The following is a 14,487-nucleotide window of genomic DNA, read 5'->3' as shown; positions in this document are numbered from 1 at the left end:
GGAGCTTTCATGCCGCAACCGTCTCCCCTGTCTCCCGAATCCCGGCGCGCACATATCGCGGAAGAGGCCCGCGCCCGTATCAACCGCCATATCGACCGGGTACGGCCGGGCAGCCACGCCTTTGAAATCGCCAAGCGCGTGGCCGTCGGCACCTATAGCGACGGTTTCATCCATGCCGGGAACCTGGCCTATCTGTCGCTGATGACGCTGTTTCCCTTCTTCATCGTGGCGGCGGCGGTGGCGAGCATCTTCGGCCATTCGCAGGACGGGCTGGCGGCGGTCGGCGCCTTTCTGGGAACCGTGCCGCCCGGGGTGGCCGATGTGGTGCGCCAGCCGATCATCGACGTGCTGAACGCCCGCACCGGGCCGCTGCTCTGGTTGGGCGGGCTGGTCGGCCTGTGGACCGTCGGCAGCCTGATCGAGACGATCCGCGACATCCTCCGCCGCGCCTATGGCACAAAAAGCACGCGCCCCTTCTGGCATTATCGGCTCACCGCCATCGGCATCACCCTGATTAGCGTCTTCGCGGTGATGTTCGCCTTTTCGATGCAGGTGATCATCACCGGCATCGACCAGTTCCTGCACCAGATATTGCCCTTTGCCGACCAGGCGATCCAGATCGTCGCCCTGACCAAGCTGGTGCCGATGGCGATATTGTGCGTCGCCCTCTATTATCTCTACGTCTCGCTGACCCCCAGTCTCTACAAGGACCCGCGCTTTCCCAAATGGCCCGGCGCCCTCGCCACGGCGCTGTGGTGGTATGGCGTCACCCTGCTGCTGCCGGCCACGCTTTCGCTGCTGGGCGGCTATGACATGACCTATGGTAGCCTGGCCGGCGTGATGATCACCCTCATTTTCTTCTTCCTTGTCGGGCTTGGCGTGGTAATTGGCGCGGAATTGAATGCGGCGCTGGCGGAGTTCCCGGAAGAGGAAGCCGCGGCTGCCGCGCAGGTCGACAAAGGGAATGGGACGACGAAATGACAGGCTTGATGGCGGGAAAACGCGGTCTGATCATGGGGTTGGCGAACGACAAGTCGCTGGCCTGGGGCATATCGAAGGCGCTGCACGCGCAGGGCGCGGAACTGGCTTTCTCCTATCAGGGCGAGGCGCTGGCCAAGCGGGTGAGGCCGCTGGCGGAGGAACTCGGCTCCGATTTCCTGATCGATTGCGACGTGTCGGACATGGAAAAGCTCGACGCCGCCTTTGACGAGATCAAGGCGAAGTGGGGCAAGCTCGACTTCGTGGTTCACGCCATCGGCTTTTCCGACAAGAATGAGCTGCGCGGCAAATATGTCGACACCAGCCTGGAAAATTTCCTGCTGACGATGAACATCTCCGCCTACAGCTTCGTCGCCGTCGCCAAGCGGGCGCGGGCGCTGATGGCGGAGGGCGGCAGCCTGCTGACGCTCAGCTATTATGGTGCGGAAAAGGTCATCCCGCATTACAACGTCATGGGCGTGGCCAAGGCGGCGCTGGAAACCAGCGTCAAATATCTGGCGATGGACCTGGGTCCGGAAAATATCCGCGTCAACGCCATTTCCGCCGGTCCGATCAAGACGCTGGCGGCGAGCGGCATTGGCGATTTCCGCTACATCATGAAGTGGAACGAGCTGAACAGCCCGCTCCGCCGCAACGTGACGATCGAGGATGTGGGCGGCGCTGGCCTCTATTTGTTGTCCGATCTGGCATCGGGCGTGACCGGCGAAGTCCACCATGTCGATGCGGGCTACAATGTCATCGGCATGAAGGCCGAAGATGCGCCGGACATCGCGCTCGACAAGTAAGAACCCCTCTCCCTTCGGGGAGAGGGAGGGGCCCGCCGCAAAGCGGTGGGAGGGAGAGGGGGAACCACCTCTCCCCACGAAAGGCAGATATGAGCTTCAACACCTTCGGCCGCGTCTTCCGCTTCTCGACCTGGGGCGAGTCCCACGGTCCCGCCATCGGCGCGGTGGTCGACGGCTGCCCTCCGGGCTTGCCTCTGTCCGAAGCCGACATCCAGCCCTTCCTCGACAAGCGCAAGCCCGGCACGTCGAAATTCACCACCCAGCGCCGCGAACCGGATGAGGTCCGCATCCTCTCCGGCGTGTTCGAGGGGCGGACCACCGGCACCCCAATCAGCCTGATGATCGAAAATACCGACCAGCGCTCCAAGGATTATAGCGAAGTCGCCAAGGCCTATCGCCCCGGCCATGCCGACTATGCCTATGACGCCAAATATGGCTTTCGCGACTATCGCGGCGGCGGGCGTTCCTCGGCGCGCGAAACCGCCAGCCGCGTGGCGGCGGGCGCGGTCGCCCGGCTCGTCATCCCCGATGTCGACATCTTCGCCTATGTCAGCGAAATCGGCGGCGACGCGATAGACCTTGCCCGCTTCGACGCGGGCGAGATCGACAACAACCCCTTTTTCTGCCCCGATCCGGAAGCGGCCAAGCGCTGGGAGAAACTGGTCGATGACGCCCGCAAGGATGGCTCGTCGCTCGGCGCGGTGGTCGAATGCGTGGCGTCGGGCGTGCCCGCAGGCTGGGGCGCGCCGCTCTATGCCAAGCTCGACAGCGAACTGGCCGCCGCGATGATGAGCATCAATGCGGTCAAGGGCGTGGAGATCGGTGACGGCTTCGCCGCCGCCCGCCTGCGCGGCGAGCAGAATGCCGATCCGATGCGGCCCGGCAATGACGGCAACCCCGTTTTCCTCGCCAATCATGCAGGCGGGATCGCGGGCGGCATCTCGACCGGGCAGCCGGTCAAGGTGCGCATCGCCTTCAAGCCGACCAGCTCGATCCTGATCCCGGTCGAAACCGTCACCCGCGAAGGCGAGGCGTCGGACATCATCACCAAGGGCCGCCATGACCCCTGCGTCGGCATTCGCGGCGTGCCGGTGGTCGAAGCGATGATGGCGCTGGTGCTGGCGGATCAGAAACTGCTTCACCGCGCCCAGTGCGGGTGACTTAATCCTTGGCGCTCCGTGCTCCTGCGAAGGCAGGAGCCCAGATCGGGCGGTGCGATGATCCACTAAGTACGGGACCGTGCTCCTGCGTTAGCTTCGCCGCCCTTCGGGTCGCAGGAGCACGGAAGAGAATCGCGCCCACCACCGCAACACAACGCGTCGAATCGAGCCATAATTTCGGCAAAGACATGATTCCCGCGAGACGACTCAGCCAATCTGCGGTAACATCGCCGTCACGGATCGCCCGCGGGAGGGCGAGCGGCAGTGCGTAAGCCTGGGGAGCGTCACCATGGTCTCCATGGATTGACGGTCAAAGCGTCCCCTTCAGCCGCGAACACGGGCCAGCCATGTCATCATGGCTGGCCCATTTCGTTTCCCCTCCGCCGGGGATTCCCCGCCATGACCAATTCCGCCCGAGCGGCCCTGTTCCGATGCCGGTCGCCGCGTCATCATGACGGGAAATGCCAAAGGATCGCCCGTGACCAGCCTGCCCTTCATCCAGGTCGACGCTTTCGCTGACGCCCCCTTCACCGGCAATCCGGCCGCGGTCATGCCGCTTGGCCAATGGCTGGACGATGCCACGCTTCAGGCGATCGCGGCGGAAAACAACCTCTCCGAAACCGCCTTCACCGTGCCCACGCCCGACGATCCCGATGCGGACTATGCGCTGCGCTGGTTCACCCCCGCCGTGGAGGTCAAGCTGTGCGGCCACGCCACGCTGGCGAGCGGTCATGTGCTGATGGGCGGTCGCACCGCCGTCCGTTTCCGCACGACGCATGCGGGCGTGCTCACCGTCTCGCGCGATCGGGACGGCTATGCGCTCTCGCTCCCCGCCTGGACGACCGAGCCCCGGCCATTGCCCGATCTGGCCGCCGCCATGGGCGGCGACGTCCTCGAAACCCATTGGCGGGAGGGCGGCTATGCGATCTTCGTCTATCGCGACGCTGCGGCAATCCGTGCGCTGCAACCCGATTTTGCGACGCTCAAAAAGGCCGGAAGCATCCTCCTCATGGCGACCGCGCCCGGCGAAGACAGCGACATGATCAGCCGCGTCTTCGTGCCCGGCGCGGGCATAGACGAAGACCCCGTCACCGGATCGGCGCACTGCCTGCTCACCCCCTATTGGGCCAAGCGGCTCGATAAGACCAAGCTGACAGCCTATCAGGCGTCCTCGCGAGGAGGACGCTTATTGTGCCGCCTGTCCGGTAACCGGGTGATCCTGACGGGTGCTTGCCGGACGGTGATCGAGGGTAATTTCCTGCTTTAGACGGGACTGCTTCTGGCCAGTTCCCGCCCTTAAGCGCCCCGTGTTCCTGCGAAGGCAGGAACCCAGTCCTGTCCTCTGTGGGCTATCGGACCGTCCGAACTGGGCTCCTGCCTGCGCAGGAGCACGGTACGCTTCAAGGAAAGAAGCGCGAAGCAGAACGTCCGCCAACCACCCTCAACGCGCATAAAGCCCCACCAGCTTCGCCAGTCCTTCCTTCACGACCTCGCGCTGCGCCTTGTCCGGCGACATGCCGAGCCGCACCACGGTCAGCCGCTGCGAGGGCGACACCAATATATATTGCCCATCATGCCCGACGCAGCCGAACAGGCTCCGCGGCGCCCGCCCCGGCATCAGCGCGCTTTCCTCGCTGTCCCGGTTGAGCCACAGATGCGCGCCATAGGCCGCATTGCGCGGCGAAGGCGCGCGCATATAGTCGATCCACTTTTCCGGCACGATCTGGTGCCCCACCACGCCGCGCCCCTGATTGCGCAGCAGTTCCCCGAAGCGCGCATAATCCCGCGCCGTCATATGCATGAAGCTGCCCCCGATCATCGTGCCCGCCGCATCATATTCCACGGTCAGGCTGTCGAGCCGCGCCGGAATCTTCAGCCGCCCGTCGATGAACATCTGCATCGCCCGCCGCCGAACATCGGGGTCGGCGCTGTTGGTCAGCATCCGCGCCATCAGGTCGGTGAGGATGATCGTGCTGCCGGTCGAATAGGAAAAGACCGACCCCGGCGCATGGGCGAGCGGCTTGGCCTCCGCAAAGGCGCCCATATCCTGCGCCCCGTCGGTGAACAGCATGCGCACCGTGTCGGCTTCGGCCAGCGGCTCCGCATCCTCGACATGATCAAGGCCGGAGGTCATGGCCAGCAACTGCCGCAGGGTGATCCGTCCCCTTGGATCGCCCGGCTGGCCCCAGGCCGCCACCGGCACCGGCGAACCGAGCGCCAGCCGCCCGTCGGACACCATCAGCCCGATCAGCACCGCCGTCACGCTCTTGGCGGTGGACCAGGAGGGTAGCCGGGTCTGCGGCCCATAGCCCGGCGCATAGCGCTCCGCCACGACCTTCCCGTCATGCATGACGACCAGCGCCCGCGTCTCGCCCGCCTCGTCGTCGAACAGTGGATCGATCGCCGCGCTCAGCGCCGCCGCATCCACATCCGAATCGCCGGCGATGTGGACGACCGGCTCCGGCCCGGCGGCGCGCACGGTCCACAGGCCGGCCACCGCCAGGATCGCCAAAATCCCGCCGATCGCGCCAAGGCGCTTTACGCTGTTCCGCTCAAGCCTCATAAGCCGCGGCCTTAGCATGGAGCGCGGGAAAGGGGAGCATGTCCGGTCGCCGGAAATGGATTTATGGGGTTTTGGCGGTGGCCCTGCTGCCGCTGGCGCTGCTGGCGTGGAACTGGAGCGCGCTGCGCGCCCATGCCCAGGTCGGCGCGGGCTTCGGCGCGCGCGTCACCTGCTCCTGCCGCTATGTCGAGGGCCGCTCGATGGCAAGCTGCAAGGGCGACAAGGAGCCCGGCATGTGGGCGGTGTCGCTGAAGGACATGCCCGAATCGCAATCGGTCAACGCAGCGGTTCCGTTGCTTGCTTCGCGCACGGCGCGCTATCGCAAGGGCTGGGGTTGTTTGCTGGAACCCTAATATGGCGGAATCGAAGTTCGTTTCATTGCTGTCATCCCGGGCTTGACCCGGGATTTCGCTTTTCTTCCGTCGATACGCGAGAGGAGGCGGGACCCCGGGTCAAGCCCGGGGTGACGAAATCCCCCGGGGTTACAAAATCAATGTGGCGAACTTCGGATTCAGGTGACTAGGCTCCGACCCTTAGGCTGGTCCTCCGCCGATTGAGCCGCTAGAGCCATCCCGCATGCGTCCCGACATCCCGACCCTCCTCCACGATATTTTCGGTTTTCCCGGCTTCAGGGGCGTGCAGGAGCATGTGGTCAGCCGCATCATGGCGGGCCAGCCGACGCTGGCGATCATGCCGACCGGCGCGGGCAAGTCGCTCTGCTACCAGCTTCCCGCCGTCGCGCTCGACGGCTGCTGCGTCGTCGTCTCCCCCTTGATCGCGCTGATGCATGACCAGCTTCGCGCCGCGCAGGCGGTCGGCATCCGCGCCGCCAGCCTCACCAGCGTCGACGCCGACTGGCGCGAGACGCAGGACCGGCTGCGCAATGGCGATCTCGATCTGCTCTATGTCGCGCCCGAGCGCGCCAGCGGGGAGGGGTTCCGCAACCTCCTGCGCGCCACGAAAATCGCCCTCTTCGCGATAGACGAGGCCCATTGCGTCTCCGAATGGGGACATGATTTCCGCCCGGACTATCGCCTGCTGCGGCCGCTGCTGGATGAATTTCCGGATGTCCCGCGCCTTGCGCTGACCGCCACCGCCGATCATCACACCCGCGACGACATCCTCGTCCAGCTCGGCATCCCGCGGGACGGCTTGATCATCGCGGGATTCGACCGTCCGAACATCCGCTACGTGGTCCATCCTCGCGATGGCCTGCCGCGACAGCTTTCCGACCTGATCGCCAGCCAGACCGGCCCCGGCATCGTCTATGCCCCGACCCGCGCCGCGACCGAGAAACTGGCCGAAACCCTCGCCAAGACCGGCCGCCCGACCCGCGCCTATCATGCCGGGCTGGAGCCCCAGCTCCGCGCCGCCAACCAGGCCGCCTTCATCGCCAGTGAGGATATGGTGATGGTCGCCACCATCGCCTTCGGGATGGGCATCGACAAGCCCGACGTCCGTTTCGTCGCCCATGCGGCGCTGCCCAAGTCGATCGAGGGCTATTATCAGGAATCCGGCCGCGCAGGCCGCGACGGCGAACCGGCGCAGGCGCATCTCTTCTGGGGCGCCGACGATTTCGCCCGGGCGCGCCAACGCATCGGGGAACTCGACCCCCTCCGCCAGCAGGGCGAGCGCGCCCGCATCACGGCGCTGGGTGGGCTGGTCGAAACCGGCACCTGCCGCCGCGCCATATTGCTCCGCCATTTCGGGGAAAATCCCCCGCCGGGCTGCGGCAATTGCGACAATTGCCTCAATCCCCCGCCCAGCATCGACGCGACCCAGACCGCCCGCAAATTCCTGTCCGCCGTCTATCGCACCGGCCAGAGCTTCGGCGTCGGCCATATCGAGCAGGTGCTGACCGGCGCCGTCAGCGACAAGATCCGTGAGCGCGGCCATGACAAGATTTCGGTCTACGGCATTGTCGACGGCGAGGAGACGGCGCTGCTGCGCCCCGTTTCCCGCGCCTTGCTGGTGCGCGACGCGCTCCAGACCAACGAGCATGGCGGCCTGGAATTCGGCCCCAATGCCCGCCCGATCCTGCGCGGGGAGGAGGAGGTCAGCCTGGTCCTCCCGCCCCGCAAGGAACGCCGCCGCAAGAGCGCCCGCAACGGCAGCGCCGAAAATCCCGTGGGCGATCCGCTGTTCGACGCGCTGCGCGCCTGCCGCCGCGAACTGGCGCAGGAAGCGGGCGTGCCGCCCTATGTCATCTTCCACGATTCGACCCTGCGCGAAATGGCGGAGCAGCGCCCGACGAGCCTTGCCGAACTCGGCCATATCAGTGGGGTGGGCCAGCGTAAGCTCGACGCTTATGGTGATGCGTTTCTGGCGGCGATCCGGCCTTATCTTTGACAGAAAAATAGAGATCAGCGTTGACGTGCTCCTGCGAAGGCAGGAGCCCAGTTCAGACGGCAGGACTGGGCTCCTGCCTTCGCAGGAGCACGGTGGATTTGCCGTCGCCCTCTTGAATCCCACGTCCCACAAGCGCAAGGAGACCCGCAAAGGAGTCTCCGCCCATGTTCCGCCAGCTCACCAAAAGCCTCTACGTCTCTCCGCAGATCAGCGTTGATCAGGTAGCGGAAGCCAAGGCGCTGGGCGTCACCGTCATCATCAATAACCGCCCCGACGACGAGGAACCGGGCCAGACCAACGGCGCGGAGATCGAGGCCGCCGCCAAGGTCGCCGGCATCGCCTATGCCGCCGTCCCGGTCGCCCATGGCGGCTTCGCGCCCTGGCAGCTCGACGGCATGGCCGCTGCGCTGGAGCAGGCGGGCGAGGGCAAGATTCTCGCCTATTGCCGCTCCGGCACGCGCAGCACATTGCTCTGGGCGCTGACCCGCGCCCGCGCGGGCGACCACCCGGCGGCACTGACCGAGCAGGCTGCTTCCGCCGGCTATGACGTCACGCCCGTCCGCCAGATCATGGACGCGCTCGCCGCCGGTTGATGCCCGCAACACCGGAAACCTATGACGCCATCGTCCTGGGCGCTGGCGGCGCCGGGCTCATGTGCGCAGCCATGGCGGGCCAGCGGGGCAGGCGCGTCCTCGTCATCGACCATGCCGACCAGCCGGGGAAGAAAATCCTGATCTCCGGCGGCGGCCGCTGCAATTTCACCAATATCCACACTGCGCCCGATCGTTATCTGTCGGCCAACCCCCATTTCGCCAAATCCGCGCTGGGCCGCTACACGGCGCAGGATTTCCTCGCGCTTGTCCAACGCCACGGCATCGCCTGGCACGAAAAGACGCTGGGCCAGCTCTTCTGCGATCAGAGCGCCCGCCAGATCGTGGCCATGCTGCTGGCCGAGTGCGAGGCGGGCGGCGTCGCGATCCGGCTCGACCACGCCATCACCGCCGTCACCCATGCCGATGGCCGGTACAGCGTCACCCATGGCGACAGGACCGCCTCCGCCTCCGCGCTGGTTATCGCCACCGGCGGCCCCTCCATCCCGAAGATCGGCGCGACCGGCATCGCCTACGACCTTGCCCGCCAGTTCGGGCTGAAGGTGGTCGAGCCCCGCCCGGCGCTGGTGCCCCTGACCCTCGGCGGCGAAGACCTGCTCTTCCGCTCGCTCTCCGGCGTCTCGACCGAGGTCATCGCCCGCCACGGCAAGACGACCTTCCGCGAAGCCGCGCTGCTCACCCATCGGGGCCTGTCCGGCCCGGCGATCCTCCAGATTTCCTCCTATTGGCGGCATGGCGATGCCATCACCCTCGACTTCCTGCCCGACCAGCCGCAAGGCTGGCTGACGGAGGCGAAGCGCGCCAAGCCCCGCGCCACGCTGACGCAATGTCTGCGCGGCCAACTGCCCGACCGTCTGGCCGATGCCCTGGCGGAGCGGCTCGCTTTGCCCGGTGATCTCGGCAATATTCCGGACCGCAAGCTGCAGGACGCCGAACGCCGCCTTTCGGCCTGGTCCTTCACCCCCAACGGCACCGAAGGCTTCGCCAAGGCGGAGGTCGCGATCGGCGGCATCTCGACCGCCGGACTCTCCTCGCAGACGATGGAGGCGCGCCACCTCCCTGGCCTCTACGCCATAGGCGAAGCGGTCGACGTCACCGGTTGGCTGGGCGGCTATAATTTCCAATGGGCTTGGGCGAGCGGCTGGGTGGCGGCCCAATATCTCTAGAGCGCGCTGCGTTAAATCAGACGCAGGCCGCGCGCTCTAAGCTTTTGTTGTCGCATCGTTTAAGCGCAAAACCGGTTCCCACTTTTGCGCACGATGCTCTTAAAAAGCAGCCCCGGCGCAAGGGAACGCCGGGGCTACAAAGAGGGATGTCCGGGCGGGAGGGGGGAGGAAGCCGGGACAAGAGGGAAATAGGAAGGTCTATTTCAGTTTCAAGATGCTACGGAGAATTTTCTCGAACATGCCTCGCCGCTTAGGCCGCACGGTTCACGTCAAACCCCGTCATGCTGAACTTGTTTAACTCTGGCTCAGCATCCATTGCGCCTCCGCAGACTATGGCGCGCGGGGATAAATGGATGCTGAAACAAGTTCAGCATGACGCATGAGGATGGAGCCAGCGCCAGTCATCCCCGCGCCGGCCTGAAATATCGACAGAGCCTCAGGACACCTCCATATGCATTTCCGCCGGAGCCGACCCGAACGCCATCAGTGCCGCGTTGATCATCTGCCGGTGGGCGTCGCTTCCCTTGGCGACATCCCGCCAGTCCTGCCCGGTCATCGATCCATGGCTGTCCTGCCAGATCTTGGAGGCGACCGAGTCCACCTCATCGTCGGTGGGCCTTCGCTGTTCAGCGAAGCATTCCATCAAGAGGGCGTGAAAAATCCTTCCCGCAAAGGGCTTTGCAATAGGCATAAGGCCTCCTCTCCGACGGTATTTTATAGATTTCCGTAAGGGAAAGTGGATGGTTGCCCGAGTCGAGTCAAGTAATCCAGATCAGCTATCGTGGTAAATTTCCGCCTTAACCCGGCGGTTTCGCTGCTCTAACTCTTAAGGATTACCTCTTCGGTAGAGCGGGCTGCGACAGGCTATCCGCACTCCACCGTCACATGCTCCATGCGCGGCAGGGCGCGGACCTGGCGGCGCACGGCGGCGACGTCGGCGCCGGGGGCCAGGCTGACGATCGCGGCATGGGCATGCGGCCCGATGCGCCAGACATGCAGGTCGCGGATGGTCGCCCCTTCCGCCTCGGCCAGTCCCTTGATCCGCGCCATCAGCGCCGGTTCGGCGGTGTCGAGCAGGATCGCGGCGGTATCCTTCATCAGCCCCCAGGCCCAGCGGGCGATCACCACCGCGCCCAGCAGGCCGACGGCGGGGTCCAGCCACCACCAGCCCATATAGCGCCCCGCCAACAACGCCACGATCGCCAACACCGACGTCAGCGCGTCAGTCAGCACATGCACATAGGCGGCGCGCAGATTATTGTCGGCATGGCCATGCTTGTGGTCATGATCGTGGCTATGGCCGTGATCATGGCTATGGTCATGCCCCAGCAGCAGGGCGCTGATCAGGTTGATGACCAGGCCGATCACCGCCACCAGCGTCGCCTCGCCAAAGGCCACCTTCACCGGTTCGAATAAGCGCATCACGGACTCGACGGCGATGAACAGGGCGGTGAAGGCCAGGATCAACGCGGAGGCGAAGCCGGACAGATCGCCCACCTTGCCGGTCCCGAACGTATAGCGCGGGTTGCGCGCATGCCGCCGGGCATAGCCATAGGCCGCTGCCGCCACCGCCAGCGCGCCCGCATGGGTCGCCATGTGAAAGCCGTCGGCCAGCAGCGCCATCGATCCGGTCAGCCAGCCGAAGACGATCTCGACCACCATGGTCGCCGCCGTCAGCCACACCACCCAGATCGTCTTGCGGGCATTTTCGTCATGCCCATGGGTCAGGTAGATATGGTCGAAATAATGGCTTTCCTCGCCGTCATCCGCATTGGCCACCGGAATGCCATGCACATGATCATGGCCCTCAGGATGGTGGTGGCCGCCATGGTGGTGATCGTCGTGCATGCTCATTTCCCGTAGCGCCGGATCAGCGCCAGCATTTCCTCCGCCGCAGCCTGTCGCGCTGCGTCGCTGATGCCCGGCCGGGCGACATGTTCGCGCATATGCTGCTCGATCAATTCTTCCATCAGGCTGCCCACCGCCCCCCGGACGGAGGCGACGAGTTGCAGCGTCTCCGAACAGCCCGCATCGCCTGACAATTGCCGCTCGACGGCGCCGATCTGCCCGGCGATCCGCCGCACCCGCGCCAACAGCTTGTCCCGATCCGCCACGATATGCATAGGGTACCCCCCTATACTATAGGCGACCGGAAATCAATCCGTGCATTTCCCCGCGCACCGCCTAACAAGGGGACGATGGCGACCATGACCGATTGCGACCTGGCGATAGTGGGCGGCGGCCTTGCCGGCAGCCTGACCGCGCTCGCCTTCGCGGCGCGCCGTCCGGATGTGTCCCTGTGCCTGCTGGAAAGCGGCGACAGGCTGGGCGGCAATCATATCTGGTCCTTTTTCGATAGCGACGTGGATGCCGGGGATCGCTGGCTGGTCGAACCGCTGATCGCCCATCGCTGGCCGGAGGGTTATGAGGTCCGCTTCCCCGGCCACCGCCGCCAACTTGCCGTGCCTTATAACAGCATCACCTCGGAACGGCTCGACGCCCATGTCCGGGAGCGGCTTGGCGATGCCGTGCTGACCGGCGCGCAGGCCACCGGGCTGACGCCCACCAGCGTCACCCTGTCCGACGGCCGCGTCATCCGCGCCAAGGCCGTGCTCGACGCCCGAGGGGGCGGCGATCTTTCCGCCCTGCGCTGCGGCTGGCAGAAATTCGTCGGCCAGACCCTGCGCCTGCATGTCCCGCACGGCCTTTCCCGCCCGGTCATCATGGACGCCACCGTCGAGCAGATGGACGGCTATCGCTTCGTCTATCTGCTGCCCTGGGACGAGCGGACCGTCTTCGTCGAGGATACTTATTACAGCGACACGCCGGACCTGGACGCGCCCACGCTCAACGCCAGGATCGCCGCCTATGTACAGGCGCAGGGCTGGCAGGTCGAGGCGGTCGTCCATAGCGAGAGCGGCGTCCTGCCAGTCGTCCATGGCGGCGATTTCGATCGCTTCTGGCCGCAGGACGATCTGGTCGCCCGGCTGGGGGCAGGGGCGGCCCTGTTCCAGCCGATGACCGGCTATTCCCTGCCCGATGCGGTGCGTTTCGCGCATTGCCTGACAGATGACTGGCCGCTGGAGGGGCATCTGTTGGCGCATGTGACGCGCGAATGGGCCGCCGTCCATTGGCGGCAAGGGCGCTATTACCGGCTGCTGGGCCGCATGCTGTTCGGCGCGGCCCGGCCCGAACAGCGCTGGCGCATCTTTGAACGTTTCTATCGTCTTAGCCCCGCCCTGATCGGCCGCTTCTATGCGGGCCGCTCGACGCTGCGGGATCGCATCCGCATCTTGTGCGGGCGGCCCCCGGTGCCCATAAGGGACGCCATGCGCGCATTGATGAGCCCTCCCGCCTGATGAAGCGACCCCGATGAACCGGAAAGCGATCGTCATCGGTGCGGGCTTTGGCGGCCTTGCGCTTGCCATCCGCCTGCAATCCGCCGGAATCGAAACCACGCTGGTGGAGGCGCGGGACCGGCCGGGCGGGCGCGCCTATATGTGGGAGAAGGACGGCTTCGTCTTCGACGCCGGGCCGACCGTCATCACCGACCCCGATTGCCTGGGCGAGCTGTGGCGCCTCTCCGGCCATGACATGGCGGAGGATGTCAGCCTGATCCCCGTCACCCCCTTCTACCGCCTCAACTGGCGCGACGGCACCAATTTCGACTATTCCAACGACGAAACCGCCCTTCGCGCCCAGATCGCCAAGCTCAATCCGGAGGATGTCGCGGGCTATGAAAGCTTCCTCGACTATGCCGACGGCGTTTATCAGGAGGGGTATCGCAAGCTCGGCTCGGTCGCCTTCCTCGACTTCGCCTCCATGGTGCGCGCCGCCCCCGCGCTGATGAAGCATCAGGCCTGGCGTTCGGTCTATTCGGTCGTCTCCTCCCATGTGAAGAATGAGAAGCTGCGCCAGGCGCTCTCCTTCCACACGCTGCTGGTCGGCGGCAATCCGATGCAGACCAGCGCCATCTACGCCCTGATCCACAAGCTGGAAAAGGATGGCGGCGTCTGGTTCGCGAAGGGCGGCACCAACCGTCTCGTCCAGGCGATGGCGACCCATTTCGAGCGGTTGGGCGGCACGCTGCGGCTGGCCGATCCGGTGGTGCAGATCGAAACCTATGGCGACCGCGCCGTCGCCGTGCGCACCGCCTCGGGCTGGCGGGGGGAGGCGGACGCCGTCGCCTCCAACGCCGACCTGATGCACAGCTATCGCGACCTGATCGGCCATCATCCCAGGGGCGAGAAACAGGCGGAGAAGCTCGCCCGCAAACGCTGGTCGCCCAGCCTGTTCCTGCTGCATTTCGGCATCAAGGGAAGCTGGCCGGGCATTCCGCACCATATGATCCTGTTCGGCCCGCGTTATGAAGGGCTGCTGACCGACATTTACGACTATGGCGTGCTGCCGCAGGATTTCTCGCTCTATCTGCACCATCCGACCGTCACCGATCCGTCGATGGCGCCGGACGGCCATTCGACCTTCTACGCGCTCGCCCCGGTGCCGCATCTGGGCAAGCTGCCGATAGACTGGGAGCAGTTCGCGCCCGTCTATGCCAAGCGCATCCTCGACGAGATCCAGCATCGGCTGATCCCCGACATACGCTCGCGCATCGTCACGCAATTCCATTATGCGCCGCCCGATTTCCGCCACGACCTGTCGGCGCATCTGGGCAGCGCTTTCAGCCTGGAACCCCTGCTCACCCAGAGTGCCTGGTTCCGCGCCCATAATCGCGACGATGTCATCCCCAACCTCTATCTGGTAGGGGCGGGCACCCATCCCGGCGCGGGCATCCCCGGCGTGGTCGGCAGCGCCAAGGCGACCGCCGCGCTGATGCTGGAAGATTTGGTGTAG

The 14,487-nt window shown here is 65.5% G+C and carries 14 protein-coding genes; 10 read left to right on the top strand and 4 right to left on the bottom strand.

Going from position 1 to position 14,487, the window contains the following annotated elements:
• Nucleotides 1-9 precede the first annotated feature (9 nt).
• The 4 genes from HUK72_RS11035 to HUK72_RS11020 all read left to right on the top strand — a co-directional run bounded on the left by HUK72_RS11035 (nucleotide 10) and on the right by HUK72_RS11020 (nucleotide 4,211).
• Nucleotides 10-981, top strand: a complete 972-nt coding sequence (locus HUK72_RS11035) for a YihY/virulence factor BrkB family protein (protein WP_176596812.1) — start codon at nucleotides 10-12, stop codon at nucleotides 979-981.
• A complete protein-coding gene (gene fabI, locus HUK72_RS11030; protein ID WP_176596811.1) occupies nucleotides 978-1,784 on the top strand; it encodes an enoyl-ACP reductase FabI in 807 nt (268 codons plus the stop codon). The genes HUK72_RS11035 and fabI overlap by 4 nt, the downstream gene beginning before the upstream one ends.
• A gap of 89 nt (nucleotides 1,785-1,873) precedes the next feature.
• Nucleotides 1,874-2,944 carry a chorismate synthase gene (aroC, locus tag HUK72_RS11025; RefSeq protein ID WP_176596810.1) on the top strand — a complete coding sequence of 357 codons (1,071 nt, stop codon included), beginning with the start codon at nucleotides 1,874-1,876 and terminating at the stop codon, nucleotides 2,942-2,944.
• A gap of 478 nt (nucleotides 2,945-3,422) precedes the next feature.
• Nucleotides 3,423-4,211, top strand: coding sequence for a PhzF family phenazine biosynthesis protein (locus HUK72_RS11020; RefSeq protein WP_176596809.1), 789 nt, complete (start codon nucleotides 3,423-3,425; stop codon nucleotides 4,209-4,211).
• 174 nt (nucleotides 4,212-4,385) lie between these two features.
• On the opposite strand, the gene HUK72_RS11015 is transcribed toward HUK72_RS11020, so the two are convergent.
• The gene (locus HUK72_RS11015) at nucleotides 4,386-5,507 is read right to left on the bottom strand and encodes a serine hydrolase (RefSeq protein ID WP_176596808.1); all 1,122 of its coding nucleotides are present in this window, start codon (nucleotides 5,505-5,507) and stop codon (nucleotides 4,386-4,388) included.
• 38 nt (nucleotides 5,508-5,545) lie between these two features.
• Between HUK72_RS11015 and HUK72_RS11010 the strand changes: the two genes are divergently transcribed.
• The 4 genes from HUK72_RS11010 (at nucleotide 5,546) to HUK72_RS10995 (ending at nucleotide 9,633) form a co-directional block, all read left to right on the top strand.
• Complete coding sequence (locus HUK72_RS11010) at nucleotides 5,546-5,860, top strand: hypothetical protein (protein WP_176596807.1); 315 nt, start codon at nucleotides 5,546-5,548, stop codon at nucleotides 5,858-5,860.
• A gap of 223 nt (nucleotides 5,861-6,083) precedes the next feature.
• Complete coding sequence (recQ, locus tag HUK72_RS11005; protein ID WP_176596806.1) at nucleotides 6,084-7,856, top strand: DNA helicase RecQ; 1,773 nt, start codon at nucleotides 6,084-6,086, stop codon at nucleotides 7,854-7,856.
• Between the two features lie 164 nt (nucleotides 7,857-8,020).
• The gene (locus tag HUK72_RS11000; RefSeq protein ID WP_176596805.1) at nucleotides 8,021-8,449 is read left to right on the top strand and encodes a TIGR01244 family sulfur transferase; all 429 of its coding nucleotides are present in this window, start codon (nucleotides 8,021-8,023) and stop codon (nucleotides 8,447-8,449) included.
• Nucleotides 8,449-9,633 (top strand): NAD(P)/FAD-dependent oxidoreductase, encoded by a 1,185-nt coding sequence (locus tag HUK72_RS10995; RefSeq protein WP_176596804.1) that lies wholly within the window; start codon nucleotides 8,449-8,451, stop codon nucleotides 9,631-9,633. Before HUK72_RS11000 ends, HUK72_RS10995 begins: the two co-directional genes overlap by 1 nt.
• A 436-nt stretch (nucleotides 9,634-10,069) precedes the next feature.
• Here the strand turns inward: HUK72_RS10995 and HUK72_RS10990 are convergent, their stop codons facing one another.
• The 3 genes from HUK72_RS10990 to HUK72_RS10980 form a co-directional block, all read right to left on the bottom strand.
• Nucleotides 10,070-10,324: a hypothetical protein gene (locus HUK72_RS10990; protein ID WP_176596803.1), complete on the bottom strand. Its 255-nt coding sequence runs from the start codon at nucleotides 10,322-10,324 to the stop codon at nucleotides 10,070-10,072.
• 173 nt (nucleotides 10,325-10,497) lie between these two features.
• On the bottom strand, nucleotides 10,498-11,487 hold the full coding sequence (gene dmeF / locus HUK72_RS10985; RefSeq protein ID WP_176596802.1) for a CDF family Co(II)/Ni(II) efflux transporter DmeF: 990 nt from the start codon (nucleotides 11,485-11,487) through the stop codon (nucleotides 10,498-10,500).
• Nucleotides 11,484-11,756 (bottom strand): metal/formaldehyde-sensitive transcriptional repressor, encoded by a 273-nt coding sequence (locus tag HUK72_RS10980; RefSeq protein ID WP_176596801.1) that lies wholly within the window; start codon nucleotides 11,754-11,756, stop codon nucleotides 11,484-11,486. The genes dmeF and HUK72_RS10980 overlap by 4 nt, the downstream gene beginning before the upstream one ends.
• Before the next feature lie 75 nt (nucleotides 11,757-11,831).
• On the opposite strand from HUK72_RS10980, the gene crtY reads away from it, so the two are divergent.
• The gene (crtY, locus tag HUK72_RS10975; protein ID WP_176596800.1) at nucleotides 11,832-12,992 is read left to right on the top strand and encodes a lycopene beta-cyclase CrtY; all 1,161 of its coding nucleotides are present in this window, start codon (nucleotides 11,832-11,834) and stop codon (nucleotides 12,990-12,992) included.
• Between the two features lie 13 nt (nucleotides 12,993-13,005).
• Nucleotides 13,006-14,487, top strand: a complete 1,482-nt coding sequence (locus HUK72_RS10970) for a phytoene desaturase (protein WP_176596799.1) — start codon at nucleotides 13,006-13,008, stop codon at nucleotides 14,485-14,487.

This window comes from Sphingobium sp. 15-1 (genome assembly GCF_013375535.1).
Taxonomy (GTDB): domain Bacteria; phylum Pseudomonadota; class Alphaproteobacteria; order Sphingomonadales; family Sphingomonadaceae; genus Sphingobium; species Sphingobium aromaticivastans.
This window is presented reverse-complemented; position numbering and strand designations above follow the sequence as displayed.